General features: G+C 50.3%; 16 protein-coding genes, 2 tRNA genes and 3 rRNA genes. 1 reads left to right on the top strand and 20 read right to left on the bottom strand.

What is annotated here, in order from left to right:
• Nucleotides 1-456 precede the first annotated feature (456 nt).
• From tagF to amoC, 9 genes are all read right to left on the bottom strand, one after another.
• Nucleotides 457-1,989, bottom strand: coding sequence for a type VI secretion system-associated protein TagF (gene tagF / locus ACH518_RS06260; RefSeq protein ID WP_445372267.1), 1,533 nt, complete (start codon nucleotides 1,987-1,989; stop codon nucleotides 457-459).
• A complete protein-coding gene (gene tssM, locus ACH518_RS06255) occupies nucleotides 1,986-5,543 on the bottom strand; it encodes a type VI secretion system membrane subunit TssM (protein ID WP_445372266.1) in 3,558 nt (1,185 codons plus the stop codon). Before tssM ends, tagF begins: the two co-directional genes overlap by 4 nt.
• Before the next feature lie 9 nt (nucleotides 5,544-5,552).
• The gene (gene icmH, locus ACH518_RS06250; protein WP_445372265.1) at nucleotides 5,553-6,875 is read right to left on the bottom strand and encodes a type IVB secretion system protein IcmH/DotU; all 1,323 of its coding nucleotides are present in this window, start codon (nucleotides 6,873-6,875) and stop codon (nucleotides 5,553-5,555) included.
• A 6-nt stretch (nucleotides 6,876-6,881) separates the two neighbouring features.
• A complete protein-coding gene (gene tssK / locus ACH518_RS06245; RefSeq protein WP_445372264.1) occupies nucleotides 6,882-8,222 on the bottom strand; it encodes a type VI secretion system baseplate subunit TssK in 1,341 nt (446 codons plus the stop codon).
• Nucleotides 8,223-8,275: 53 nt separating this feature from the next.
• Nucleotides 8,276-9,652, bottom strand: a complete 1,377-nt coding sequence (gene tagH, locus ACH518_RS06240; protein WP_445372263.1) for a type VI secretion system-associated FHA domain protein TagH — start codon at nucleotides 9,650-9,652, stop codon at nucleotides 8,276-8,278.
• A gap of 185 nt (nucleotides 9,653-9,837) precedes the next feature.
• Nucleotides 9,838-10,236, bottom strand: a complete 399-nt coding sequence (locus tag ACH518_RS06235) for a hypothetical protein (protein WP_445372262.1) — start codon at nucleotides 10,234-10,236, stop codon at nucleotides 9,838-9,840.
• 155 nt (nucleotides 10,237-10,391) lie between these two features.
• A complete protein-coding gene (gene amoB, locus ACH518_RS06230; protein ID WP_140912025.1) occupies nucleotides 10,392-11,636 on the bottom strand; it encodes a bacterial ammonia monooxygenase, subunit AmoB in 1,245 nt (414 codons plus the stop codon).
• 87 nt (nucleotides 11,637-11,723) lie between these two features.
• Entirely contained in the window at nucleotides 11,724-12,473 is a 750-nt protein-coding gene (gene amoA, locus ACH518_RS06225; RefSeq protein WP_445372261.1) for a bacterial ammonia monooxygenase, subunit AmoA, read from the bottom strand.
• A gap of 116 nt (nucleotides 12,474-12,589) precedes the next feature.
• Nucleotides 12,590-13,342 carry a bacterial ammonia monooxygenase, subunit AmoC gene (gene amoC / locus ACH518_RS06220; RefSeq protein ID WP_140912023.1) on the bottom strand — a complete coding sequence of 251 codons (753 nt, stop codon included), beginning with the start codon at nucleotides 13,340-13,342 and terminating at the stop codon, nucleotides 12,590-12,592.
• A gap of 311 nt (nucleotides 13,343-13,653) precedes the next feature.
• On the opposite strand from amoC, the gene ACH518_RS06215 reads away from it, so the two are divergent.
• The gene (locus ACH518_RS06215; RefSeq protein WP_445372974.1) at nucleotides 13,654-14,100 is read left to right on the top strand and encodes a TlpA disulfide reductase family protein; all 447 of its coding nucleotides are present in this window, start codon (nucleotides 13,654-13,656) and stop codon (nucleotides 14,098-14,100) included.
• Nucleotides 14,101-14,252: 152 nt separating this feature from the next.
• Here the strand turns inward: ACH518_RS06215 and rrf are convergent.
• The 11 genes from rrf to pilQ all read right to left on the bottom strand — a co-directional run bounded on the left by rrf (nucleotide 14,253) and on the right by pilQ (nucleotide 26,248).
• Nucleotides 14,253-14,368: ribosomal RNA gene (gene rrf, locus ACH518_RS06210) — 5S ribosomal RNA — on the bottom strand.
• A gap of 162 nt (nucleotides 14,369-14,530) precedes the next feature.
• Nucleotides 14,531-17,424 (bottom strand): 23S ribosomal RNA (locus tag ACH518_RS06205).
• A gap of 341 nt (nucleotides 17,425-17,765) precedes the next feature.
• Nucleotides 17,766-17,841 (bottom strand) — tRNA-Ala (locus ACH518_RS06200).
• A 108-nt stretch (nucleotides 17,842-17,949) separates the two neighbouring features.
• A tRNA-Ile gene (locus ACH518_RS06195) sits at nucleotides 17,950-18,026 on the bottom strand.
• Nucleotides 18,027-18,086: 60 nt separating this feature from the next.
• Nucleotides 18,087-19,622, bottom strand: a 16S ribosomal RNA gene (locus ACH518_RS06190).
• The 16S, 23S and 5S rRNA genes sit together here with 2 tRNA genes alongside, the layout of an rRNA operon.
• A 402-nt stretch (nucleotides 19,623-20,024) precedes the next feature.
• Nucleotides 20,025-20,945 (bottom strand): tyrosine recombinase XerC, encoded by a 921-nt coding sequence (xerC, locus tag ACH518_RS06185; RefSeq protein ID WP_445372260.1) that lies wholly within the window; start codon nucleotides 20,943-20,945, stop codon nucleotides 20,025-20,027.
• Between the two features lie 4 nt (nucleotides 20,946-20,949).
• Nucleotides 20,950-21,639, bottom strand: a complete 690-nt coding sequence (locus tag ACH518_RS06180; RefSeq protein ID WP_445372259.1) for a DUF484 family protein — start codon at nucleotides 21,637-21,639, stop codon at nucleotides 20,950-20,952.
• Nucleotides 21,636-22,466: a diaminopimelate epimerase gene (dapF, locus tag ACH518_RS06175; protein ID WP_445372258.1), complete on the bottom strand. Its 831-nt coding sequence runs from the start codon at nucleotides 22,464-22,466 to the stop codon at nucleotides 21,636-21,638. Before dapF ends, ACH518_RS06180 begins: the two co-directional genes overlap by 4 nt.
• Before the next feature lie 7 nt (nucleotides 22,467-22,473).
• Nucleotides 22,474-23,721, bottom strand: coding sequence for a diaminopimelate decarboxylase (gene lysA, locus ACH518_RS06170; RefSeq protein WP_445372257.1), 1,248 nt, complete (start codon nucleotides 23,719-23,721; stop codon nucleotides 22,474-22,476).
• A 2-nt stretch (nucleotides 23,722-23,723) separates the two neighbouring features.
• Nucleotides 23,724-23,849 carry an LPS translocon maturation chaperone LptM gene (lptM, locus tag ACH518_RS06165; protein ID WP_140914132.1) on the bottom strand — a complete coding sequence of 42 codons (126 nt, stop codon included), beginning with the start codon at nucleotides 23,847-23,849 and terminating at the stop codon, nucleotides 23,724-23,726.
• Nucleotides 23,850-23,995: 146 nt separating this feature from the next.
• Entirely contained in the window at nucleotides 23,996-26,248 is a 2,253-nt protein-coding gene (pilQ, locus tag ACH518_RS06160; protein ID WP_445372256.1) for a type IV pilus secretin PilQ, read from the bottom strand.

Genomic DNA, 26,248 nt, shown 5'->3' with positions numbered 1-26,248 from the left:
GCAACGAGCGTTGCGATCCGAAAATGCGGCCATCGCGCAACTGATTATTAACCCATCATGGTTACAAATTTACGTCGCCGAACATAATTCCCGGCATGCTCTACCCAGATTGCGGCGCTTCCAGTGTAGCCGCTTTTACGACGCGTGCCGAAATTCGAAATAAACGTGCTTGCCGGATTCATCGCTCACTCGAATTGAGCAATCGGCGCTCAACGATAGGGACTATCACAATTAATATGCCAACCAAGCCGGCTTATCGGCCACCCAAAGCTAAGCGTTTGAAAGATAATAATTATTGAAATAGCGCATAAAGTCAGGACCTGCCAGGCGATCAAGTCTAAACGCACAGTTGGCACGATATGTCGTACCCGATACGGGATTTGGTAAATTGAGGTGGGGACTAACGGCTAACACCGGCCAGCCGTCTGGCGTGGGTAAAAGCCTGGGACAGGGCTTTCAGCCGAATTGGGCGACAACGACCGTGATGTTGTCCCTACCGCTGCGCGCCAAGGCCTGATCGATCAGACTATCAGTGGCTTCCCGACAATCGCCGAGCGCCAGCGAAGCGGCGATTTCGGCTTCACTCAATTCTTTGTCCAAGCCATCGCTACACAGTAAGTAACGGTCGCCCGCCTCGGCCCGGAATCTCAGCACATCCAAAACCAGATCCTGCTGTCCACCCACGGCACGGGTAATCACATTCGCTCCGACCTGCTGCTCGGCCACTTCCCGAGTCATCAAGCCTGAATCCATCAATTCGTCTAATAGCGTGTGATCGCGGGTCAGTTGCCGGAATCGCCCTCCCCGCAGTTGGTACAGCCGGCTATCCCCCGCCCAAATCGCGGCGCATTCGGCCGCGCAGGCCAGAAGCGCCACAACCGTGGTACCGATGATGTCGCCCTGCTGCAGGCCGGAGGCAAAACGGCGTAGATCTTCGTTGATCTTTTGCAAACGCGCTAATGCCGCTTCAATTTGCCCGTCTAAACTCTCAGTGGGCGCCATGGCCGATAGACTGTCAACCACCAGCCGGCTGGCCAAGTCACCTGACTGGTGTCCTCCCATACCATCGGCAACGACCCATAACCCTTGCGCAGGGCAATTCAGCATCGCATCCTCGTTGTGTTTGCGCTTATTGCCAACCACGCTTACACCATGGGAAGACCAGCTCGGCGTAGCCGGCGGCGATTCGGCGGCCATTTCGGTCTTTGTCACGACCGCCGGATCGATCTGACGAGATTCCAAAGTTTGTTTATGGCTGTGTAATTGCCAGGAGCGCGTGGTTTGCGGGATGCCTTTTAAAAAATCGGCATAAGTCTCGATGGGCGGCAAACCTTCGCAACACAACAGATTGGCAGGGCCGGCCTGGGTGCCGGCCGAAGACCACACGCTGTAGCACGTTAAAAACCTCGCCATCAAGGCTTGGCTCAAGTACGGATACGCCAACCCGCTTTGCGATAAATCACGCATTTCGAAGCCAACGGCCCACTTACCTTGGGGTTGGCGGAAATCCGCATCAGAATTGCCTTGAAAATAATGGGGCGGACCGTGCCGGTTCCAGGAAATACTTGATACCGCTGCGTCGAATTCTTCCAAATCGAAGGACTCGCTCAAAACTGACAGCGCCACATCCTCCAATTGCGCGAACCAATCCGTCTCCGGCAGGAACAACCCCATCACGGCGTCGCTCGGCACCGGCTGCGCCAAAGTCAACGGGTAATACCGTCCGACCCGGTCGACACTGGGCATCATCACGCCAGCCCAGGCAGTGTTGCCGCAAACTCCGGGGCCGAGGGCGAAGCGCCACAAAGGACTGACCAGAAACGACGATAGCCACTTGTCGCCCAGCGAATCCTGACTGGCGCGCAACGACGATTGCAACCATTGGTCCCAGGGCTCGATGAACTGGCGCGGCAAGCGCCGACTAACAAAATCGCCCAAGCTAGGAACTTTGCCGAAAAAACCGACTGTTGCCGGTTCGACATTCGTCACAAGGCCTCCGGGCAGCGGAAGCTTTGGTATTCGCTAATGCCGAACGGATTGTTTACGCTCGCGGCGTGCAATTCGAAACGGGCGCTGAGGCCTTCTACTTGCACGGTCAGATTGAAGCGATCAGGCAGGCCTGTCGGCTCAATGTTGAATTCATCGAACATACGAAACAGCGCCCAGGCCCCGTCTTTGGCACGGCTGACTTGTTTGCCGTCCAGGGTTTCGAATACCACTCGCACTCCGGCGCTGTTATTGCTTCCCGGCCATTGAAATTTAGTCAGCTGTTCCGGCCCGTGGCGATAGACCAATTCCTGGCCTTCGACATTCAGCCGGAAGGTCCCGACCCGGTCGTCTAAGGACAGCGGCTTCAATTCAAACTGGACTTGCGGTACGGCACCGCCACCCGGGAAAAACGCATCGCGGATTTTAGCAGCGATCTGGAATTGGCGAATACTGGCCGGTGCCAAGCCCAGAGCGTTATCGGATTTAAGTTCTTGCCACTGCACAGCGGCAATATCGACGAACGGTTTCAAATTGGCATTGAAAAACTGGTCGACGATACCGTTAGCGGCAAACACCTTGCCAAAATCGGCCAACAACACATCCTGAGGCGTATTTTTCGCAAATGGATAGCGGCCGGACAAGGCAGCCTTACAGGGAATTGCTACGGCGGTTTTCAACATTTCGTTGAGCTGGTTTTTTGCACCGCTCTTGATTTGTTGACCGCCAGTGGCGGTCAAGGCGTTTAAAGAGGCCGCAATAGGCCCCGGTAAGCGGGCGAATTCCATCTTCGCCGCCTGCAGCGGATCAATACCGCCGCCCGCGGCTTTGGCCGCTTCGGTGGATAGGGCCTGGCCGCCGGCATTGCTGGCCGAGCCGATTTGCATCAAATAGTCATGCAGATTTTTAATACTGGAGAGCGCCGAAGCGATCGGCGCCGGCCGGTCTGCGCCGCCGCGCACTTGCGCGTTAAACGGCTCGAAATAAGCTTCTAACGCTTTAACCGGATCGATGCCTTGCTCGTTCTGTTTGGCCATCGCCAACAATTTCTGGGTGGCGGCCTCCGGCACCGCGACAGCGCCGGCGGCTTTGCTCAGGCTGTCGGCCAAGTCTGCCGAGAGTTTGCTCAGTGAAGTATTTTTTTCGACCAACTCCAGCAACAATTTCAACGGCGAGTCCGGTCTGGACAACAGATCCAGTGTGTCGACCAGTTGGCTGGTCCCGGCTTGCGGCCGGAATTTGACCGCGGCCAAGACGCCATCCCAGGCTTTTTGATAATCGGCCAGATACAACCGTTTGAAATCGCCGTACAAGCGGTCGATTTCGGTCAAGGAATTGCCGGTTTCGACACCCAATACCCAGTTCTGTTCGCTGGCTTCCTTGACGTAAGACATACCCTTTTTCAAAAACAGCTCGGTATAGCCATAAGCGGTGAACACCCCGGGTACCACGATTGAGTCCAACTCTTTGCCATTGGCCGCAACGAAAACCCGGCCGCCATTCGGCGCCAATTGGGCGGCAACGATCAAATCGTGGCTATGGTCAAACAAAGCCTCGCTTTTAAAGCGACTGTAGACTTGATTGACCAACGGTATTTGGCTCAGTTTGTTGCGAACCGCGCCGACAAAGTTGTTATCGATCGCGGCAGGATCCAACGGCAAAGCCAGCAAATTATCCAAATGGGTTTGCAATTTCGCTTGAGTTTCCGGATCGGTGGCGAACATTTGTTCCCAATCCAGCTTGATCCAGGGCTGAGCCACCTTGACGTCCATCCGTTGGGGTTCGCCGAACATCAGATAAACTCGCAATAACTGGTATAACACATCCAGGTTGCTACCTTCGTCGCTCTGCATGCGTTGTTGCAAGCGCTGGACGATCTGTACCGCAAAGCCCTCCCTCAACAAGCGCTGGTAGGCCATGTCCACACCGGAGCCGATCTTGTCGCCTTGATCCAATCCAAAACCTGTACTCCAGCCGGCTTGGCGATAAACATCGCCCGCCGCCTGCAGTGCGTTTAGCTTCGGCAACAAGGCCAAAAATCCGCTTCGGGCGTCTTGAGCGACGATATTACTGGCACGGTAGGCTTCGATTTGTTTGTCGACGTCGGCTATCGCCATTTTATTGGCGGTAAAACTGATTGACCAAACAATGGTGGCGATTGCAACAAACGCAAAGGTAGCGCCGTAGGCGGCAAACGTCATCAGGCGATATCGGCGCTCCACCCGCGGATCGGTGCCGACCAGGTCCGCTTCCGGAAACACCACCTGTTTCAACAATTTGGTCAGAAAATAACTTTTGCCGCGGCCACTCAATAAAGGAACTGCTTGGCGCTCGAGTCTAAAACTGGCGGCCAGCGCCGACATGATGCGGTCGATAGGGGTGCCTTCCTGGGTGCCGCTGCTGAAGTACACGCCGCGCAATAAAAACGGTTCTTCATAACGGTTGGTGGAAAACGTAGCCTGTAAAAAATCGGTAGCAACGGTTTTGAACAGCATCATTTGCTGCGGGAAATCGAAAATGGCCGCTCGCCTCTGAACATCACGTTCTTCCTGCATCCGTTTCAGACGCCGCTGAGTCAGTCGCTCAATCAACTCGTCGTAACCACGTCCGAATTGCTGGATGTGTTCGGCCGGATTGTCGGTGGCCATTTCGGTACGCAGGAAAGTTTCGCCCCATACTTGGCTGCGTTCGTCTTCGGTCAAGTTGGCGAAAAAGTCGTTAAAACCTGCAATTAAGTCGGCTTTGGTAAACAACACGTAAACCGGTAACTGAACACCCAAGCGGTCGTTCAACTCCATGATCCGGCGCCTGACCGCCGCCGCATGCTGCCGCAATTCTTCTTCCGACTGTTGCATCAAGTCGCTGACGCTGACCGCGACGAATACGCCGTTTAATGGCCGGCGCGGCCGGTATTTTTTAAGCAACAGCAGGAAACCCTGCCAAGCGGACGCATCCACCTCTTTATGACTGTCTTGCGTGGTGTAGCGGCCGGCGGTATCCAGCAATATCGCTTCGTCGGAAAACCACCAATCGCAATCGCGGGTACCGCTGACGCCTTTCACCGAATGCGTACCCAAACGCTCGGCCAACGGGAAGTGCAAACCGGAATTGATCAATGCTGTCGTTTTACCGGACCCCGGCGCACCGATAATTGCATACCAAGGCATTTCGTACAGAAACTGGGTACTTCGCTGTTGCTTACCCCCACTAGTTTTCAACAACGCTAACGCTTGTTCAAAACCTCGGCCTAAGATATCCAACTCTGCGGTGGCGGCGGCTTCCGTATCGTTAGCACTATCATTGCCCTCCTTTGCGGCCAAATCGGCCATCAGCTTATGGTCGCGTTGTTGCGAGAAGCGGTAGGCCAATAGCCGATAAATCAGCCAGACAAATACTAATACCCCGATCGTTATTCCTCTGGCCAATTCCGATTCCAACGGCGCGACACCGGCAATTGCCACCAGCGGCCCGATAAACCAGATCATTAGCGATAGGAACAGTATGCCGATCAGTTCCAACACCCATTTACGTTTGAAGAAATTGAATATCCGTTCCACGAGCAGTTCTCACTTAATCAGGATGTCGACACGGCGGTTAAGCGCGCGATGTTCTGCGCTGTCGTTGGGCACCAGCGGCTCTCCATCTGCGCGCCCCTCGGCCCGGGCGGTTCCGCGCAACTGAGCGGAAGCGACCAAAATAGCCAATACATTCTTGGCTCGCGCCGTCGACAAATGCCAATTGGACGGAAACCGGGCTGACACGATGGGTTTATCATCTGTATGCCCGGTGACGAGTATCGAGTCTCGCTGATTCTCGAGTTCCTTAGCGATCTTTTTCAACATCGGAATGAATTCGGGTTTAACCTGATCGCTACCTGATGGAAATGAATTGCGGATACGGATAACGCTATCGTCGACTACTTCTACCATGTTGCTGGCGATCTCGTCGTGCAATAGCGGAATAAAACGTTGCGCCCGGTTTGGCATCGGCGATGGGCTCGCCGGGACGGCCGGCGCAGTAGACTCCACCGCAGCCAGCGAGATCGGTTCCTTGCTCAACTTGAGCAGTTCTTTGTAGGTTGGATCTGAGGCGGCGTTGATAAAGAACACAAAGCCCAAATAACACAGCAAGGCCAATCCGGCCGCTATGGTTGCGAACACCCATAAAGGGATACGGTTTAGCAGCGGCTGTACTGCTGTTTTCTGGCCTTGCCAGCGAGGTGACAATTCCGGCGGGCTGTCTCCGCGAACGCGTTGGATCAATTGGTATAGTTCAAGCCGTTGCTTTTCCAACTCGTTCATACCGTTAGCCATGATTCGGTATTTGCCTTCGAAACCGAAACTCAATAAAACATAACAAAGCTCGATCAAAGCCAAATTTTGTGCTGGTTGTCTTACCAATTGATCGAGAATCTGAAAAAATCGCTCTCCCCCCCAGGCTTCCTTGTGAAACACGATCAACAAGCTTTGATGCCCCCAATTGCTTTGTGATCCCCACGGGGTGTTCTGGATAATTTCGTCGAGAAAGGCACATAGGCCATAGCTGGCGATACGCACTTGCTCTTGTTGTAGACCTGAGGCAAGTGCACGGTTCTCGAATTCGCTGAGTTCCTTAGCGAGTTTTTGTTTTAATTCGTCGATTGCCGAATACGCGACCATTGTCTTTAATCTGGCGGCCAGCGAAAGTAGGCCGGCAGCCAAATCCAAGAACGAAGCGGATGCCGATAACTTCAACGCGCTTATTGGCGGCAGATTTTGAAAACTGGCAGGTGGCGGGGTTACCGATTTTTGTACAGCCCGACTGATCGTGGCGGAGTCAGGCATACGCCCGCCCGGCGACGGGCGTAACACGGTTTTGTCGTCATCACCGAATGGACCATTTTGCGTCATTGCAGCCTACCCTTTTTTAATTGCCCAAAACTCCAGTTCCAGACCTGGAAAATTGCCGCCGATATGAAAAGCAAATCCGCCCGATTCGGCCATTTTTTTCCAATAAGGACTTTGTTTATCGAGCTCGAAATATGAACATCCTGAGTGGTATGGCAATTGCCTCGGCGCAACCGGCAGTGGATGTATAGAAATTCCAGGCAATGCGGCGGTGACCAATTGCGTTATCTCTTCAACCGGACCGATCTTAACCTGGGGCGGGAAATGCATACGCAGCATTTCCGAGGATACTTGAGCATTGGCAGCGAGTATATAGATCGCATTTTCCAGTAGTCGTACATCTGGGCGGCCGGAGTAATAAACCGATTGACTGTGTTTGGTGAGCGGTATTTGAATCGCGTTTTGCTCCAATACCATGCTCAGCAAACGCCGCAACTCGTCGATTAATGGAATGAAATTGCAACGCAAATCGTCATGTTGATAAGGCGGAATGGCGATCGGTCTCTTGCTTGAACGATAAAAAGTCGCCAGATCGCCCATTAGCTGTAAACACAGAGAAAATAGGCTTTCCGGATGCAGCGAGCTGTCTGCTGCTAAATGCTCGAGTAATGGTTCGTAGCGGTTAATCGTTTGCAACAACATGAAATCCGCTACTTCGGCCACAGCGGCACCATGTGAGGCACCCGCCACTCGGGTTGCTAACGCCTCACCGCGAGTATGCAGCAATCCCTGCAACTCGCGTACAAAGCCCGCTAGGATACGGCTAGCCTTAGATTGCAGCGTCACAGGGATATATTTTTCATCCAACACGACGGTTTTGTCCGCCCGTACTTCGACGATATTCGCAATCCCCAAACACAAATATCCGGAGCGCTCTTGCGAACTCAACAACAACTTCGGACGTATACTCGCTATTTGGACCGGATAACGTCCATCATATCCAGCGTTATTGTCTCTGACGTCCCTGTGGTTTAGACGATAGCGTGCTAACCCATCAGGGTTTTGCTCGCTATCGACTTCAACACCATCAGGGCGCTGCAACGGCAAAGATAAGTAAACGATTTCATTACTGGTGCCTGGCGGGACATCTAAAGGTAATGGCAATTCATCTTCGTGTGGCAAGTAAAATGGGGTACCGTCTTGAAAGATACCCCTCGCCTCGCTCAAGCAAATCTTACCTATTGCCAATTGGGCGATGTCAATCTCGATTGTCGAAAAACCCCAGTCGTGCGCTCTGATTCCACGGCAACGTCCATCGACCAGTGTTTCCAGATAACGGTCGTGTTGCTGAAAGTGTTGAGGCCGGAGGAACATGCCTTCAGTCCAAACAATCTTATTGTTGATAGACATACTCTGTTGATCTCGGTTATAGGCTTAAGATGGGAACTTAATCAGGCTAAAGCTCAGCGCCGGCTAAACAAATTCATCTGCTTCTCGTATGCGTCAGCAAATTCATCCCCAAAAAACTCATTGACCGCCAAGGACTTTAATTCCGGATATTTTTCGCAATAAAGCTCCCAACATCTCGCCTTCTTCTGAAACACTAATCCTTCACCCAACGTTTTCTCAAAGGTATCCGGTTCGAATCTTCTCAGTATTTCGGCAAGAGAAGCTTGAATGCCCGCGGTAATCGCCATCTGGTGATACTTGATATCTCTAAATGCTTCTGCTACTGCGACATCCGGGGAGATGAATGCCGGGTTATTCGGCGATAGCATGAGTTTAAGCACGCTTTCTACATCAGGATTGAATTTTAGCGGGTTATTTTCAGTTGACCGGATTGTCGTTACAGAAACACGAAATTCACTTTTCATTTCTGCGCGTGCCCGCAGAACGTCCATCAAGCCTTCAATCAAATTTCTGAAGAGTTGGCCAGCCGACATCATCGCTTGGCGGCGCTGCGATTCTTGCAAAAAATCTGTGTCGCTAATCCCAGCACCTTGCAAAAAACATTTGAGCAATTCGCTATTGTCGATTGCGCCTGGATGGCTTGCGTTAACACTGCTAACCTCCTCTTGCCTATCTCGAGAGACACTGCTCGCTTGCGGTAACTCAGGCGCTATTCGATCTGCCTGCTCGCTCAACTCTATCCCCGATAGAGGGGATACATCTTGTGGGAAATTTTCAACGGTAAATCGCTTATCGATTGCTGCACCATTGACAATAGGTATGTCAAAAGGTCTGGGATCCTCCAGCGCATCTAACCCTTTCAGAAATTGGGCAATATCTTTAGCCGGTTGAACTGGCGGTGCTGAATTTTCCATCAAGACGTTAGGCACCGAAAAACTGTCTTGAAATGCTTGACTCGGCGGAAATTGTCTATTAGTGTCTTCCGAGAGTTTCTCGAGTCCGACCGAAACCGATTCAGTGCCAAAAGGTGCTCCCGCCTCCGTCATGATAGCCTGAGAGAAAGGCCCCCTATCGAACTCGGAAAAATCGATAGCTGAAATATCCGCCGGATCACTGTCTATCTCAACTAAAACCTCATATTCGCCTATTCGCAAAACTTCTTTATCATTTAATGTAATCGATTCGCCATTCAGTTGGACATTAGCATTAACCAAATAGGTACCGTTTTTACTAATATCTTTTAATTGATATTGCCCATTGTTATACAAAATTTCGGCATGACGACCTGATACAAAATTTTCCGGATCGCCTAACACCAAGGTGTTTTCTTTTTTCCTGCCTATTGCCCCACCCGATTGATTAAACTCGGCGACTACATTATCAGTTAATCTAGTACCTTTATATGAGATCACTACTAATCTTAGCGTCACGACCAAGTTCCTATATCAGACAATTGTATTAATATAGTATTAGGCAGAGAATTGGCAAATGCATTTGCTTAGAAAACTCCCGACTCGCTTTTGCTAATTTTGCCAACATCACATCCCATCAATAATTAAGCTTATCGCTCAGACTATCTTGCGGTTTCCGAATAAGTGATCTAGAACCGACGCCACTACTTGTTTTGAGTTTCTTCTGTAGAAGAAACTAGATTGGACATACAATCAACCACACTTTCTACATAATTAGAATGCGCTTCCGAGAGCTTCTTTGCGTCGCCAAACTCGTGCCTTAACTCATCTAGGCTTTTTTTGGGGTCGCTAGCTTTATTGAGCTGCAACATCTTTGTATAGTTTTTATACGCTTGCCTACGCAATGGATCCAAAAAAAACAATCCCGGCATATTTGACGATGAAGTTTGGACTACGCATTTTGTCATCTTTTCGGGCGCTATTTTGTAGTCATTAATATCTTTATCTCCTTTCATCTGTTCCAACACAACATTTTGATATTCTTCCTTTTCCGCACACCCCACCAATAAAAATATCACACAAACTAACATTACTTTCTTCATCTCTGTACTCTTAAACTCAAATATTCATTCCGATTAAAACATTGATTTATGTGTTTTATCAGAAATTTACTCCAAAAAAAACCCCCGCTATCTTTCAATAGCGGGGGTTTGTTTTTCAATCCTAAGTTTTTACAAACCTAGAACACTTTCAAATATTAGATGAAAGTTGGGATCAGCGGTGCGTCAACAGTTACCAATTGACGGTTGCCGTTTGCATCCCAGAAGAACAACAAGCCAGCAAAACGGCTGTCTGGGTCATAGATCAAGTCAGCCAGACGGTAAACTTCCCAAGCAGCATCAGAAGCGGTAACTTCGATAGTGCGGGTTTCACCTGGAGCCAGCGGGCTGTTATCGCTAACAGACAAGCCTTCTTCGGCCAACAAGTCATCAGGATAGTTGGTGTCGTCTTCGTGAACAGCAGGATCCAAGAAGCGAACGCCAGCAGTGTTGAACTCACCCAAACGAATAGCAGAATCGCCATTGTTTGTAACGGTCAAGGTCATTTGCATTGCACGACCAGGAACACGATAAGTAGCATCATCAACTTTTACAGAAACAGTTGACTCAGGCATTTGGTAAGTTTTCATACCACGCAACAAACCAGCTTGCAGCGGAGTAGTAACAGGGTATTTTTCATTAGTAGAAGCCATAGAAGCCGCTACGATTACCATGGTACCAACAGCAAACAACATACCGACCTTTTTGTCACCAGCTGATATCAAAGAATCTGCTTTGCCAGTGCTTACAGCGATATGGCGTGGAACGAAGATAGGACGTTTGATCCAGAACAGCAACCATGCGAACGCAATTGCGAACCATACAGCGTGCCAGAAGTAAACGTTATCCAGAGCGTAGTTTTCCAAGTTGATGGTTTGACCAGTCAAAGTGGTTACTGGGTTTACGAACTCGCTCATAGAACCAGTTACAGTTACCCATTTACCAGGACCGATGATTGGACCACCGCCTTGTACGTTCATCATTGAGTGAACGTGCCAGTCGCCAGGACGACGAGCTTTCAACAGAACTTTAAACTCATAAACTTCACCGAGTTCCAAAGAAACTGAACGAGGAACCAGTTGACCACCGATCCAAGAACCAGCACGGATAAATACTGGACCAGGGATACCAACGTTCAAGAATGAAACTTCTGGTTTATCAACAGTTTCTGGCCAGCCTGCGAATACCAGGAATTTACCAGAAATTGTCATTGTATCGTTGACAGCCACTTCTTCTTTTGACCAGTTCAGGTCAAACCAGTGAATAGTACGCATACGCATGAACGCAGCCTGTGACTTTTCACCATGAGCAGATGCTGCTGGAGCGTAGAACATCGCTGTTGCCATTGCAACCAACAGTGCGACAAAGGACAGTTTTGCAACTTTGTCTTTTATTATTTTCATATTTCCTCCTCTATTACTAGAGAAATTAAATTAAGACTTTTTGACGGCGACATATTGCCGCCAAGTTCATTTTCTTACTACTTCAAATTAAGAAGCGTCGTCAGCGATGAAGTCAGTTTTAGCAAACCAACGACCGAAGAAGTGCCACAAGAAGTAGATGATGATAGAAACGAAACCGGAGAAGAACGCTGATACAGGAGCAACGTCTTTACCGAAAGTTCTTAATGTACCTTTCTCAACCATACGGATGTACTCAGGTGTACCGGTACGTACGTAGTGGTAACCTTGCAAGTCAGCCAAAGTCATCATCATGCCGTTGTATTCAACAGGAACGTGCAACGGAGCGATAACAGGCCAGTTGCCTGGGTAGAACAACAAACCGTATGCCAAACCACCGATTACAGCGGTCAGAGTCATGCTGTTGCCCAACATCAGAACCACGTCCAGAACGATAGCGCCTGGCAGCAGGTTAGATGGGAAGCAAATGTTAACTGGGAAGTAAGTCCAACCCCAGAAGTTCATGTAACGGTTGATCCACTCACCTACCATCAGAGCAACAACAGAAATCGTTGCGCCAATTGGCAAACGGTATCTCCACCACAAGCAAGCTTGAACAGCCGCAGGGAATGTAATAGAAACGATAGGAGCTACAGTAACCCACAGACGTCTATCTTTCCAGTCGGTCCAGAAGTCCCAGTCACCACCGGTCAACATGTAGTGAATGTGATAGCCACCCAGAACCGCGGTGAACAGTGTAAAAAGAATCATCCAGTCAAACGTACGGGAAACTTGAACCGCTTCCGCACGAGAACGTACAGCTGATTGAGATGCGCTCATTAGCTTACCTCCTAAAGAATTAAAATTATATTTTTTTCACTTCTCTTTATCCTACCGCCACCAGCTAAAGCAGCGGCAGGAAAGGAGATAGTATTTTACTTTTTAAAGATAAGCTATTAAGCCAGATCTTTTTTCAGCAATTTTGCAATTGCCATTACTTCGGTGTTCACAACACCCATTACAGCCAGAGCAGCCCAACCAAAGAATACGAAACCGTAGTGCAATGGAGCAACGAACAACTCTTCCATAAACCAGAATGTGTGACCCCACTCATTCAAACCTACGTTAGGCAGAATCATGAAAGGACCAATAACCGCAACCAAGTACATCAGATGCAGGCCTTCATGGTATGTAGGCAGTCTTGTTTTTGCATACATAAAAGAAGCCGAACCAGTGATGATGTAGATCGGGTATGACAGGTAGAATTCGATGATATGACTTGGAGTAAAGTCGGTATCACGAACGATAGTTTGGTGCCAAGTACCGTCTTGCTCGGTGAAGTAAGAAGCACCCCAGTAGATAGCCCAACCGTAGCAAACCAACCAAGTCCAGTGTGTGAAATGACGACGCAATTCTTCACGTGGAGTGATTGACATTACTTTGCGATCACGAGTTTTCCAGATATAGCCGTTGATACCAGCAAACAACAGTACTTCGATAACGATCTCGATGTACAGCATGTTCATCCAGTATGTTTCAAACTCAGGCGCGAAAGAGTCAAGACCAGCGGACCAGCCGTAAACACCTTCATACCAACGAATGAATGAATAAAAAACCAAGTACAGAGCAACGCCTGCCCACAGGTTTTTTTGATTTAAAAGCGGTGCTTCCGCAGCATCAGCCTTAACTGATTCAGTTGTAGCAGCCATTTCTACCTCCTAAAAGATTATCTAAATCCCCGATCGAATCGGGAGTTCTTTGTTTTTCCTTATTACCAGACTTCTTTCGAAGACACCCACGTCCCTCAAGGTGCGAGGCAGTCTACCACCTAGCAAATTGTTGTCAAGACAATTTCAATTTTTTCCGGCACTCACATAAATAGCCTCCTCAACTTAGCTCTCGATACACTATTTTGCGGCCTACACCTTATAAACGCAGCGGCGCTTTCAGCTTAAAAAGCGACTTATATGCATTCATTGATGGCTTATACGACTGTCGTTAGTGCTTTGGCTTATAGCCCATCACTCTTGTAATAGCTATCCCCCATCCCGATAGGAGGCATTGTCTAAACGATTCTGTATTCACCACGCTAAGTGGCGAGCAAATTGGGCTCCGAGAATTGGGCGGTCAGCCAGTATTGATCACATTTTGGGCGACCGACTGCCGGGCCTGTATCGAAGAAATTCCGGATTTAATCGCTTTGCACCAACAATTCGCCCACAAGGGTTTGCAAATAATTGCGGTAGCGATGCCTTACGACATTCCCAGCCGAGTAAAGCAGTTGAGCGAAATGCGGAAATTGCCGTATGCAGTAGCCTTGGATATCGAAGGAGTCCATGCGAGGGCCTTTGGGGATGTATGGTTGACGCCCAGCAGTTTTTTGATTGGCCGGGAAAGGAATGTCGTTTCTCGGGTGACTGGTCGATTCAATTTAGCTGACTGGCGAGCACGAATTGCCGCAATGTAGTCGAATTGAACGACTCTCTAGGCGGATTAGCAGCCTTACGTGTCCCGTACCTGGATTGAGCCATCGCGTACTGCAGCTTGCCTGGCGCACGCAGCTGTGAGAAGAGTCTAGGCAAAAAAAAAGCCCGTCTGAGACGGGCTTTATGTTTAAGAGCTTGGCGATGACCTACTTTCACATGGCAACCTGCCACACTATCATCGGCGCTAAGCGGTTTCACTTCCGAGTTCGGGATGGGATCGGGTGGTTCACGCTTGCTATGTTCACCAAGCAAACTGGTTAGGCTGTTGTTGCAGCCGTCATGCACAGGTTCGAAGCGTGTGGCTTCGCGGGACTTTGCCCCTTGACCTGTTCTCATGGAAATCTGTAGCGAGTTTGTCGTTCTCAGTTTGTTATCAGCAGTCAACTGCTACCCAAACGCATTGGGTGTTATATGGTCAAGCCTCACGGGCAATTAGTACACGTTAGCTACGCCCATTACTGGACTTCCACACCGTGCCTATCAACGTCGTCGTCTCCAACGGCCCTTCAGGGGACTTAAAGTCCCAGTGAGATCTCATCTTGGGAGGGGCTTCCCGCTTAGATGCTTTCAGCGGTTATCCTGTCCGAACGTGGCTACCCGGCAATGCCATTGGCATGACAACCGGAACACCAGAGGTTCGTCCACTTCGGTCCTCTCGTACTAGAAGCAGCTTCCCTCAAATCTCAAACGCCCACGGCAGATAGGGACCGAACTGTCTCACGACGTTCTGAACCCAGCTCGCGTACCACTTTAAATGGCGAACAGCCATACCCTTGGGACCTGCTTCAGCCCCAGGATGTGATGAGCCGACATCGAGGTGCCAAACACCGCCGTCGATATGAACTCTTGGGCGGTATCAGCCTGTTATCCCCGGCGTACCTTTTATCCGTTGAGCGATGGCCCTTCCATACAGAACCACCGGATCACTAAGACCTACTTTCGTACCTGCTCGACTTGTCCGTCTCGCAGTCAAGCACCCTTATGCCTTTGCACTCATTGCCTGATTTCCGACCAGGCTGAGGGTACCTTCGTGCTCCTCCGTTACTCTTTGGGAGGAGACCGCCCCAGTCAAACTACCCACCAGACACTGTCCCTAATCCAGATAATGGATCGAGGTTAGAACTCCAAACATACCAGGGTGGTATTTCAAGGATGGCTCCACAAGAACTGGCGTTCCTGCTTCACAGCCTCCCACCTATCCTACACAAGTAGGTTCAAAGTCCAGTGTCAAGCTATAGTAAAGGTGCACGGGGTCTTTCCGTCTAGCCGCGGGTACACTGCATCTTCACAGCGATTTCAATTTCACTGAGTCCCAGGTGGAGACAGTGTGGCCATCGTTACGCCATTCGTGCAGGTCGGAACTTACCCGACAAGGAATTTCGCTACCTTAGGACCGTTATAGTTACGGCCGCCGTTTACTGGGGCTTCGATCAAGAGCTTCTCCGAAGATAACCCCATCAATTAACCTTCCAGCACCGGGCAGGCGTCACACCCTATACGTCCACTTTCGTGTTTGCAGAGTGCTATGTTTTTGCTAAACAGTCGCAGCCACCGATTTTTTGCAACCCCCTTCCGCTCCAGTCGCGAGGACCTTCACGTAATGAGGGCATACCTTCTCCCGAAGTTACGGTATCATTTTGCCTAGTTCCTTCACCTGGGTTCTCTCAAGCGCCTTAGAATTTTCATCCCACCCACCTGTGTCGGTTTAGGGTACGGCCACTAGTAACCTGAAGCTTAGAGGTTTTTCCTGGAAGCAGGGCATCTATCACTTCGCGTTTCTTTCGAGACACTCGTCATCACATCTCAGCATAAAGTACCCCGGATTTGCCTAAGGTACATGCCTACTTGCTTAAACGGCCACTTCCAACCGACCGCTGATATAGCCTTCTCCGTCACCCCATCGCAGTTACTACTGGTACAGGAATATTAACCTGTTTTCCATCGACTACGCATTTCTGCCTCGCCTTAGGTGCCGACTAACCCTGCGTCGATTAACGTTGCGCAGGAAACCTTGGGTTTACGGCGAGGGGGTTTTTCACCCCCTTTATCGTTACTTATGTCAGCATTCGCACTTCCGATACCTCCAGCCGACTTCTCAATCGACCTTCGCAGGCGTACGGAACGCTCCTCTACCACTCACGCAAAGCGTGAATCCGTAGCTTCGGTACTATGCTTAGCCCCGGTGAATCTTCCGCGCAGACCGACTCGACCAGTGAGCTATTACGCTTTCTTTAAAGGGTGGCTGCTTCTAAGCCAACCTCCTGGCTGTCTGTGCCTTTCCACATCGTTTCCCACTGAGCATAGATTTGGGGACCTTAGCTGACGGTCTGGGCTGTTTCCCTTTTCACGACGGACCTTATCACCCGCCGTGTGTCTCCCGTGCTGAAACTTGCTGGTATTCGGAGTTTGCATCGGGTTGGTAAGTCGGGATGACCCCCTAGCCGAAACAGTGCTCTACCCCCAGCAGTTATACACGAGGCGCTACCTAAATAGCTTTCGAGGAGAACCAGCTATCTCCGAGCTTGATTAGCCTTTCACTCCGATCCACAACTCATCCCCTACCTTTTCAACGGGAGTGGGTTCGGTCCTCCAGTGTGTGTTACCACACCTTCAACCTGGTCATGGATAGATCGCCCGGTTTCGGGTCTACACCTTGCGACTAAACGCCCTATTAAGACTCGGTTTCCCTACGCCTCCCCTATTCGGTTAAGCTTGCCACAAAATGTAAGTCGCTGACCCATTATACAAAAGGTACGCAGTCACCCCACGAAGGGGCTCCCACTGCTTGTACGCATACGGTTTCAGGTTCTATTTCACTCCGCTCTCCGCGGTTCTTTTCGCCTTTCCCTCACGGTACTGGTTCACTATCGGTCAGTAAGGAGTATTTAGCCTTGGAGGATGGTCCCCCCATATTCAGTCAACGTTTCACGTGCGCCGACCTACTCGATTTCATGCTGAAGACGTTTTCGTGTACGGGGCTATCACCCTGTATCGCCGGACTTTCCAGACCGTTCCACTAACGTCATCAACACTTAAGGGCTGGTCCCCGTTCGCTCGCCACTACTAAGGGAATCTCGGTTGATTTCTTTTCCTCCGGGTACTTAGATGTTTCAGTTCTCCGGGTTCGCTTCAGTGAGCTATGTATTCACTCAAAGATGACGAGGTTATCCTCGCCGGGTTTCCCCATTCAGACATCTCCGGATCACAGGCTGTTTGCCGCCTCCCCGAAGCTTTTCGCAGGCTACCACGTCTTTCATCGCCTCTTACTGCCTAGGCATCCACCGTATGCGCTTATTCACTTGACCATATAACCCGAATACGTCTGCTTTTACTTCGCTTCCGATTTTCATCTTCGGCTTTGTTAGGCTTACGATTTAAGTTATTTGTCAGCTGACATGTTCGCTGATGTTGCTTGAGAACGACTTGCTATTTACTTTCGGCGCTTATCTTTCGATAATCACTTCCGATAAACCGCAACTCGTTTCAGTTTTGATCGTTTCCGATCAAGACTTGGTTACAGATTTCCATATTGTTAAAGAGCGTATTGATCTAAGGATCAATTCTATAAAGCCTGTATTCAAGCATTATAGAGCTGATCGCCTTCACGGATACGTTGGACCCGGGCACTTGGCTTGCCTCTGGCGAGTGGTGGAGCCAGGGAGGATCGAACTCCCGACCTCCTGCGTGCAAGGCAGGCGCTCTCCCAGCTGAGCTATGGCCCCGAAAACAGTCAAAAGACTAAAGCCGAAATCGTCAAGATCAAAACAGCAATCCGACGAATGTCTTTTGCGTGTTCAGTTGCCTTGTTGCTTTCGTCTTGCTTTTCGCGTTGGTGGGTCTGGGAGGATTTGAACCTCCGACCTCACCCTTATCAGGGGTGCGCTCTAACCAACTGAGCTACAGACCCAGGTGCGTCTTTCAATCGAAATAATTTGTTGTGGATACGTGTAACGGGATTCTGTCTTTGTAAGGAGGTGATCCAGCCCCAGGTTCCCCTAGGGCTACCTTGTTACGACTTCACCCCAGTCATGAATCACAAAGTGGTAAGCGCCCTCCCGAAGGTTAAACTACCTACTTCTTTTGCAACCCACTCCCATGGTGTGACGGGCGGTGTGTACAAGGCCCGGGAACGTATTCACCGCGGCATTCTGATCCGCGATTACTAGCGATTCCGACTTCACGCAGTCGAGTTGCAGACTGCGATCCGGACTGGGACCGGCTTTGTGGGATTTGCTTGACCTCACGGTTTCGCTGCCCTCTGTACCGGCCATTGTAGCACGTGTGTAGCCCTACCCATAAGGGCCATGATGACTTGACGTCGTCCCCACCTTCCTCCGGTTTATCACCGGCAGTCTCCCTAGAGTTCCCGACATTACTCGCTGGCAACTAAGGATAAGGGTTGCGCTCGTTACGGGACTTAACCCAACATTTCACAACACGAGCTGACGACAGCCATGCAGCACCTGTCTCTCGGTTCCCGAAGGCACCAAGTCATCTCTGACAAGTTCCGAGGATGTCAAGGGTAGGTAAGGTTCTTCGCGTTGCATCGAATTAAACCACATGCTCCACCGCTTGTGCGGGCCCCCGTCAATTCATTTGAGTTTTAGCCTTGCGGCCGTACTCCCCAGGCGGTCAACTTAATACGTTAGCTCCACTACTAAGTTCTTTAAGAACCCAACAGTTAGTTGACATCGTTTACGGCGTGGACTACCAGGGTATCTAATCCTGTTTGCTACCCACGCTTTCGTACCTCAGCGTCAGTTTGAGTCCAGAGAGCCGCCTTCGCCACTGGTGTTCCTTCAGATCTCTACGCATTTCACCGCTACACCTGAAATTCCACTCTCCTCTACTCAACTCTAGTTATCCAGTATCAAATGCAGTTCCCAGGTTAAGCCCGGGGCTTTCACATCTGACTTAAACAACCGCCTACGCACGCTTTACGCCCAGTAATTCCGATTAACGCTTGCACCCTCCGTATTACCGCGGCTGCTGGCACGGAGTTAGCCGGTGCTTCTTGTATGGGTAATGTCAGTCTACCGGGTATTAACCGATAGGTATTCCTTCCCATTGAAAGTGCTTTACAACCCTCAGGCCTTCTTCACACACGCGGTATTGCTGGATCAGGCTTTCGCCCATTGTCCAATATTCCCCACTGCTGCCTCCCGTAGGAGTCTGGGCCGTGTCTCAGTCCCAGTGTGGCTGATCATCCTCTCAGACCAGCTACGGATCGTCGCCTTGGTAGGCCTTTACCCCACCAACTAGCTAATCCGACATAGGCTCATCTATTAGCGCAAGGCCCGAAGGTCCCCTGCTTTCATCCGTAGATCGTATGCGGTATTAGCGTGAGTTTCCCCACGTTGTCCCCCACTAATAGGCAGATTCCTATGCATTACTCACCCGTCCGCCACTCATCAAAGGTGCAAGCACCTTATCAGCGTTCGACTTGCATGTGTTAAGCATACCGCCAGCGTTCAATCTGAGCCATGATCAAACTCTTCAGTTTAATTTTGGTTTGTCGCTAAGAAAGATTAGCGACCAATCTTGACTCGATTACAGAACGTAATTTATAAGCTTAAATTGACGTGGTCTGTACCGATAATTTCTAACAGAAATCGATCGCTACACATACCCACACAAATTATTTCGATTCAGTTTGTTAAAGAGCCAGAGCATTTCGCCCTGTTGAGCCGACATATTCTACAGCAATCAGAAATCATGTCAACCACTTTTTCAGCGGCTTTCGATTCAAACTCCCCAAATCGAAATCGCCAACTTACCGACCCCAAAACAACAGAGCCAGCAAAGCCACCACCAAACCAGGATTCAACCTTCAAATCCCAAAACCGTCAGCAGTGAAGAGCCGCTCATTCTAACCACACCTCTCCACCCTGTCAACATTTTAATTTCACTTTGGCGAATTTTCAGCGTTCTCTTGAGATTTTCTTGACCGAGGATGCGCGCTGTCGTAAATCTTTGCCAGATGCTGGAAATCCAAATGCGTGTATATTTGAGTCGTTGCAACGCTGCTGTGTCCGAGCAACTCCTGAACAGCCCGAATATCCTGACTTGACTCTAAAAGATGGCTAGCAAAAGAATGCCGCAGCATATGTGGATGAACATGCTCTTCCAAACCTATTTTTTTACCCCACCGACTCAACCGTAGCTGAACGGTACGCTGGGTTAGCCTTCGCCCTGAAAATGATATAAACAGCGACGACTCATTACAATCCGGGCGAACATTTAGCCAGCAATTGACCGCGACAATGGCGCTGGAACCAATCGGAACCTGCCTTTGCTTACCGCCTTTGCCGAAACGCACCAACAAAAACCCCGCCGCAAAGTCGACATCGGACAGATCCAACTTCACCAATTCGCTTAGCCTAAGCCCTGATAAGTAAAATAGTTCGAACATGGCAAGATCCCGTATTTCATACACGGAATCAGCCACTGCATCCAGCATTCCCGACATCTGATCGACATCCAACACCTTAGGCAATCTTTTTGGGGCCTTGGGCGCCCGAATATGCAAAACGGGATTGGCCGCAACATGGTTTCCTTTGAGCAAAAATCGGTAAAAGCTACGCAACGCAGCCAAATCTCGGCCGATGGTTTTGCTGCTTATTCGATCCTTATGCCTAGCCGAGACATATTGGCGCACTTCGCCCGGCTGCACATCAGCCCAACTCCCGATTTCTTTAGAACAACAAAAATTGGTAAACCGCGCCAAATCGCGCAGGTAATTGACAGCAGTATGCTCCGAAACCCTCTTTTCTTCGCGCAGATACCGTAAGAACAAGTCTACTAAGCTATGCGCAGCAGCATCCACAGCACTAACCCAGCTGCTGCAACAACGAAATCAACCGCGTCCCAATAATCTCGCTCATCTGAGTCAAAAATACGCTTCCCATACTGTAATGAAACCGACTTTCGTCGCGGCTACCAATAGCCAATAGACCTTCGAGCTGGGTAAACACCATTGGGATAATCGCACACGACTTGACTTCCATGGCCACATCACCAAACAAAAAAGTCGCTTGCGCCAACGTCGGCCGCCCGCATTTGGGCTGATTGGTCGCCAGTTCGTTGGCAAAATGTTTCAAGTTCGGTTCATCCGCCGTAACAAACAAATTACTGATTGGCGAATAGACGCCACCCCTGATAATTTTGATTCCGACAAAATCCGTCAGAAAACATTCTGACAACACATCGCTCAAGTTCGCAATCGCATCCTCCAGAGAATTCGCTTCCAACATAGCCAGTGTCAACTCATGCATGCGATTAAACGACGCATCATTTTCCCTGGCTATATCTATCAACTCATTCAGCTGACTTTCCTGCTCTTGATGCTTGACCCGGAAGATTTCCAACTGCTTGGATATCAAGGAAATTGCGTTGCCACTGGGATGCGGGATATGCATTTGCTCCAACAAGTCCAGATGGTGATGAAAGAAATCCGGATGAAGCCGCAAGTAGTCGACCACCAAAGCATCCGTGATATCCGCGCGCCGCTCGTCAATCATATGCTTATTCGCCCCTCAAATACCGTAACTGCCGGCCCGGTCATGAACACCGGATACCCCCTGCCCGACCAATTGATCCGCAACTCTCCGCCAGGCAAACGCACAGTCACCTGGCTATCCAACAGGCCGAGTTCTATACCTGCCACCACCGCAGCACAGGCACCGCTGCCGCAAGCCAACGTTTCCGCAGCACCTCGCTCATAGACCCGCAAGCGAACATATGATTGATCGACGATCTGCATAAAACCGATATTAGCCCTTTGCGGAAAAAATTCGTGGCGCTCTAACCGCGGCCCCAATTGCGCTACAGGCGCTCGCTCAACATCATCTACAATCAGCACCGCATGCGGATTACCCATGGAAACCGCGGCAAATTCGATGCATTCGTCGTCGAGCAATAACGAATAAATCGGTAGTTGTTTTGGTGCGATTAGCGGTATCTGTTCCGGTTCATGCCGCGGCACCCCCATATTAACCCGGACCAAACCGTCAGTATCGAACCCCAACACCAATTGACCGGCATCGGTATCCACGACAATTTCCGCTTTGTCGCACAATGCTTTTTCCCGCACGAAACGGGCAAAACATCTTGCCCCGTTGCCGCACTGAGACACTTCGCTGCCATCGGCGTTAAAAATACGATATTTAAAATCGGCATTTGCGCTGACAGGCTTCTCGACTAACAATACTTGGTCGCACCCGACCCCGAAATGCCGGTCAGAGAGAAAACGCACTTGACCGGCACTCAGATCGATCTGCTGTGAAACGGCATCAATGACGATAAAATCATTACCTAAGCCGTGCATTTTGGTAAAACGAATCTCCATAACCGTCCTATGGCAACAAGCGTTCGCCAATCCATAATTGCTCAACACCCTCCCGTTCACGGACCAGATGGCAGTCACTACCGTCAACGATCACCTCGGCCGCACGAGGCCGGGAATTGTAGTTCGAGCTCATCGAAAACCCGTACGCTCCTGCGGAGCGGACCGCCAACAAATCGCCCGGAGCCAGCGTCAACACACGGCCTTTACCCAAGAAGTCACCGGTCTCGCAAACAGGGCCGACAATGTCCCATTCCAATTCTTGCCCGGAATTGACCGACCGAGCCGGCACGATATCCTGCCATGCACTGTAAAGTGCCGGCCTGAGCAAGTCATTCATTGCCGCATCAACTATCGCAAAATTTTTATTAGGGGTTGGCTTTAGGTACTCGACTTTGGTCAGCAAAATACCGGCATTGCCAACAATCGCCCTGCCAGGTTCCAACAAAATCTCGAAATCTAATTTGCCCAAACGCTGCAGCAACGCATCGACGTATTCCGCCGGCGCCGGCGGCATTTCGTCGCGATAGCGAATGCCTAAACCACCGCCTAAATCCAAATGATGCAGCTTGATTCCTTCCGCAGCAAGCAAATCCACCAGCGCCAGCACCCTATCCAATGCATCCAGAAACGGATTGAGCCCTGTCAGCTGAGACCCTATATGGCAATCGATCCCGACCACTTGAATATTCGGCATAGCCGCCGCGCGCCGGTATTCGTGGATAGCACTATCGATGTCGATACCGAATTTATTCTCCTTCAAGCCGGTAGAGATGTAAGGGTGGGTTTTGGCATCGACATCGGGATTCACTCGGAACGATACCGGCGCCAAAACACCAAGTTGCCCGGCTAACTCGTTGATCCGATCGAGCTCACCGCTGACTTCAACGTTAAAACAACGGATGCCGACTTGCAAAGCCGCCAAAATTTCGTCCGCGCGCTTGCCTACCCCAGAAAATACGATGTCGCCGGGACGCCCTCCAGCCGCCAATACTCTCTGCATTTCGCCGAACGAAACAATATCGAATCCCGAACCCAAGCGGGCCAACAAATTGAGTAGCGCAATGTTTGAGTTGGCCTTCACGGCGTAACAAATTAAATGCCGATGCGAGCCGAAAGCCCGATCAAAGGCTTGCCATTGTTGTTCCAACGCGGCACGCGAATAAACGTAGCAAGGTGTGCCGTATTGGGCGGCAATGCTTTCAACAGCAACATTTTCGGCAAACAAAGCCTGTTGCCGATAGTTAAAAAAATCCATGTTTATTTTTCTTGTTTGGGAACGTAAATCGGCGGCTGACTATCGGGCATATACAACGGCCCGGTCTGACCACAAGCCTGCAAAAGCAGACACCATAAAATTAAAGCAAGCAGTCTTTCAGTCGCCATAAGCAAACGAGATGGTTTAGATTGATCGATCGAATATACCATAGCCAGCCCCCCGAAAGAACGAGAGTCCCGCCAATCTGGGACTCACCATGAAAAAGGGGGCTGAAGCCCCCTTTCTACGGATACCATCTCCGCGACAAACGCAATTACTTTGCGCTCAACGATTCCTTGACGATCTTAGGCGTTATGAAAACCAGCAACTCCTTCTTGTTATCGGTTTTTATGCTCTTTTTGAACATCCACCCAATTACCGGAAGATCAGACACCCATGGCACTGTATTATACGAATCCTGCACAGTAGACTCGTAAATACCGCCCAGAACAACTGTTTCGCCGTCCTCGACCTGCACCTTGGTTTTCAACTGCCGCGTATCGATCGGTACGGTGGCGTTGCCTCCGGTCGCCAATGGCGTACCCGGCGAGTCTTTTTTGATATCCAGCTGCATAATCACGCTGCCGCTAGGGGTAATTTGCGGAGTTACGTTCAACTCCAACACTGCATCGACCAACTGCGTGACCGGTCCGGTTGCTTGACTTTGGGTTTGATAAGGAATTTGCACCCCTTGTTTGATCGAAGCTTGAACCCGGTCGCTGGTCATGACCCGAGGATTGGATACCAACTCACCCTTGCCGTCGTCCTGCAGCGCATTGATCTCCAAATTCAACAAATAGTCAGCGCCCCGAGCCAAGGTCAACGCCAGAGCACCGCCGCTGGACGCCGCCAACGCCGAACCTAAATCCGCCAGAATTTGCGAATTTTCACTGGTATCCACACCGCTGCCGGTCATACCGTATTGCGTTCCACCGTTGACATCGGCCTTGTGGGCAACACCGAATTTGGTACCCAGATTTTGGGCAAAGGAAGTATCTGCGATCACGATGCGCGACTCGATCAACACTTGCCGCACCGGTACGTCCAATAATTTGATCATTTTACGGACGTCTTCCATCGCTTTGGCAGTATCTTTGACAATCAACGTATTGGTCCGGGCATCCACGATCGCGGTGCCACGGGGCGAAAGCAATCGCATACTGGTCGCCCCTCCTAATCCGCCGGCTTGACCCGTGCCGCCCAACCCTGCCGGACTGGCAACAGAGCCACCGCCACCACCACAACCACCGCCGCCACTGGAACCACCCGCTCCCGACTGTCCGCCTTGTGAGTTGTTGCCGATACCCATCAGCACACCGCAAATTTCGGAAGCCTTGGCGTAATTGATCTGGACGTTTTCAGTTTTCAACGGCTCCAGCTCTTCGAAAATCTTCTTCGAATCCAATTCTTCCTGCTCGATTTTCATGATCTCGGCTACCGGCGCCACCATCACCACGTTGCCATTTTGGCGCTTCGCCAAGCCTTTGGCCTTCAAAATCAGCTCCAAAGCCTGATCCCACGGCACGTCATTCAACCGTAGAGTAACGTTCCCGGCCACAGAATCGGCAGCGATGATGTTCAGCTCGGTAAAATCGGCCAGAATCTGGAGCACCGAACGAACCTCGATATCCTGAAAATTCAAAGACAGTTTGTTGCCGACATAGGGAAACTTTTCCTTTTGTTGCGCTTCCTTTTCCGCTGGCGTTAACGGTCTGAACTCCACCGTCAACAAGTTATCGGCTTGATACGAGGAATATTCGTAATTGCCGTTGTTCGGCGTTATCGTAACGTTGACGCTGTCACCTTTCGGAACCGCCTCGATTCTTTGCACTGGCGTGGCAAAATCCGATACATCAAAGCTCTTGACCAATGACTCCGGCAAACGGGTATTCAAAAAATTCAACACCACTTTACCGCCGCTCTGCTTGGTGTCCACCACGGTGTTGGCCGCCGACAAACCCAACAGCAAGCGCCCTTCTCCATTCGGCCCCCGCCTAAAATCAATGCTCCTGATATTTTGCTCGGGCAAAAACTTGCTGATCACCGAATTCTTCGCCGCAGAAGGCGCTTGTTGCACTGTCGTGTTGACAGCGGAAACCGTACCGGCCGACTTCAGTAGCACGTAAAACTTATCGCCCTCAACTCGAGTCTCGTAGGGCACTTTCTCGATCAGGTTAATAATGACCCGGGTACGACCGGATGCTTCCACTACATATACGGTGCCGGCGGCACCTTGATTGATCGGAAAACTTTTTTTCGCCAAATTACTCTTGACGCCAGCGAAATCTAACGCAATTCTCGACGGGTTATCGGTTTGAAATATTTTCGGCTCGACCAATCCGCCACTGGTTTCCAACTGGATTTGGACTTGATTACCGGCTAACGAAGAGAACTCGAGGTTATTGATTGCCGCATCTTCGGCTCGCACCGGCATCCCGGCCAGCAACAACACCAAAAACAGAAACCATCGTTGACTCGAAAACCGTCCCAAGCCAATCCGTACGCCATTATTAAGTTCGATACTCAT

This window comes from Methylomonas sp. HW2-6, from assembly GCF_052474525.1.
This window is presented reverse-complemented; position numbering and strand designations above follow the sequence as displayed.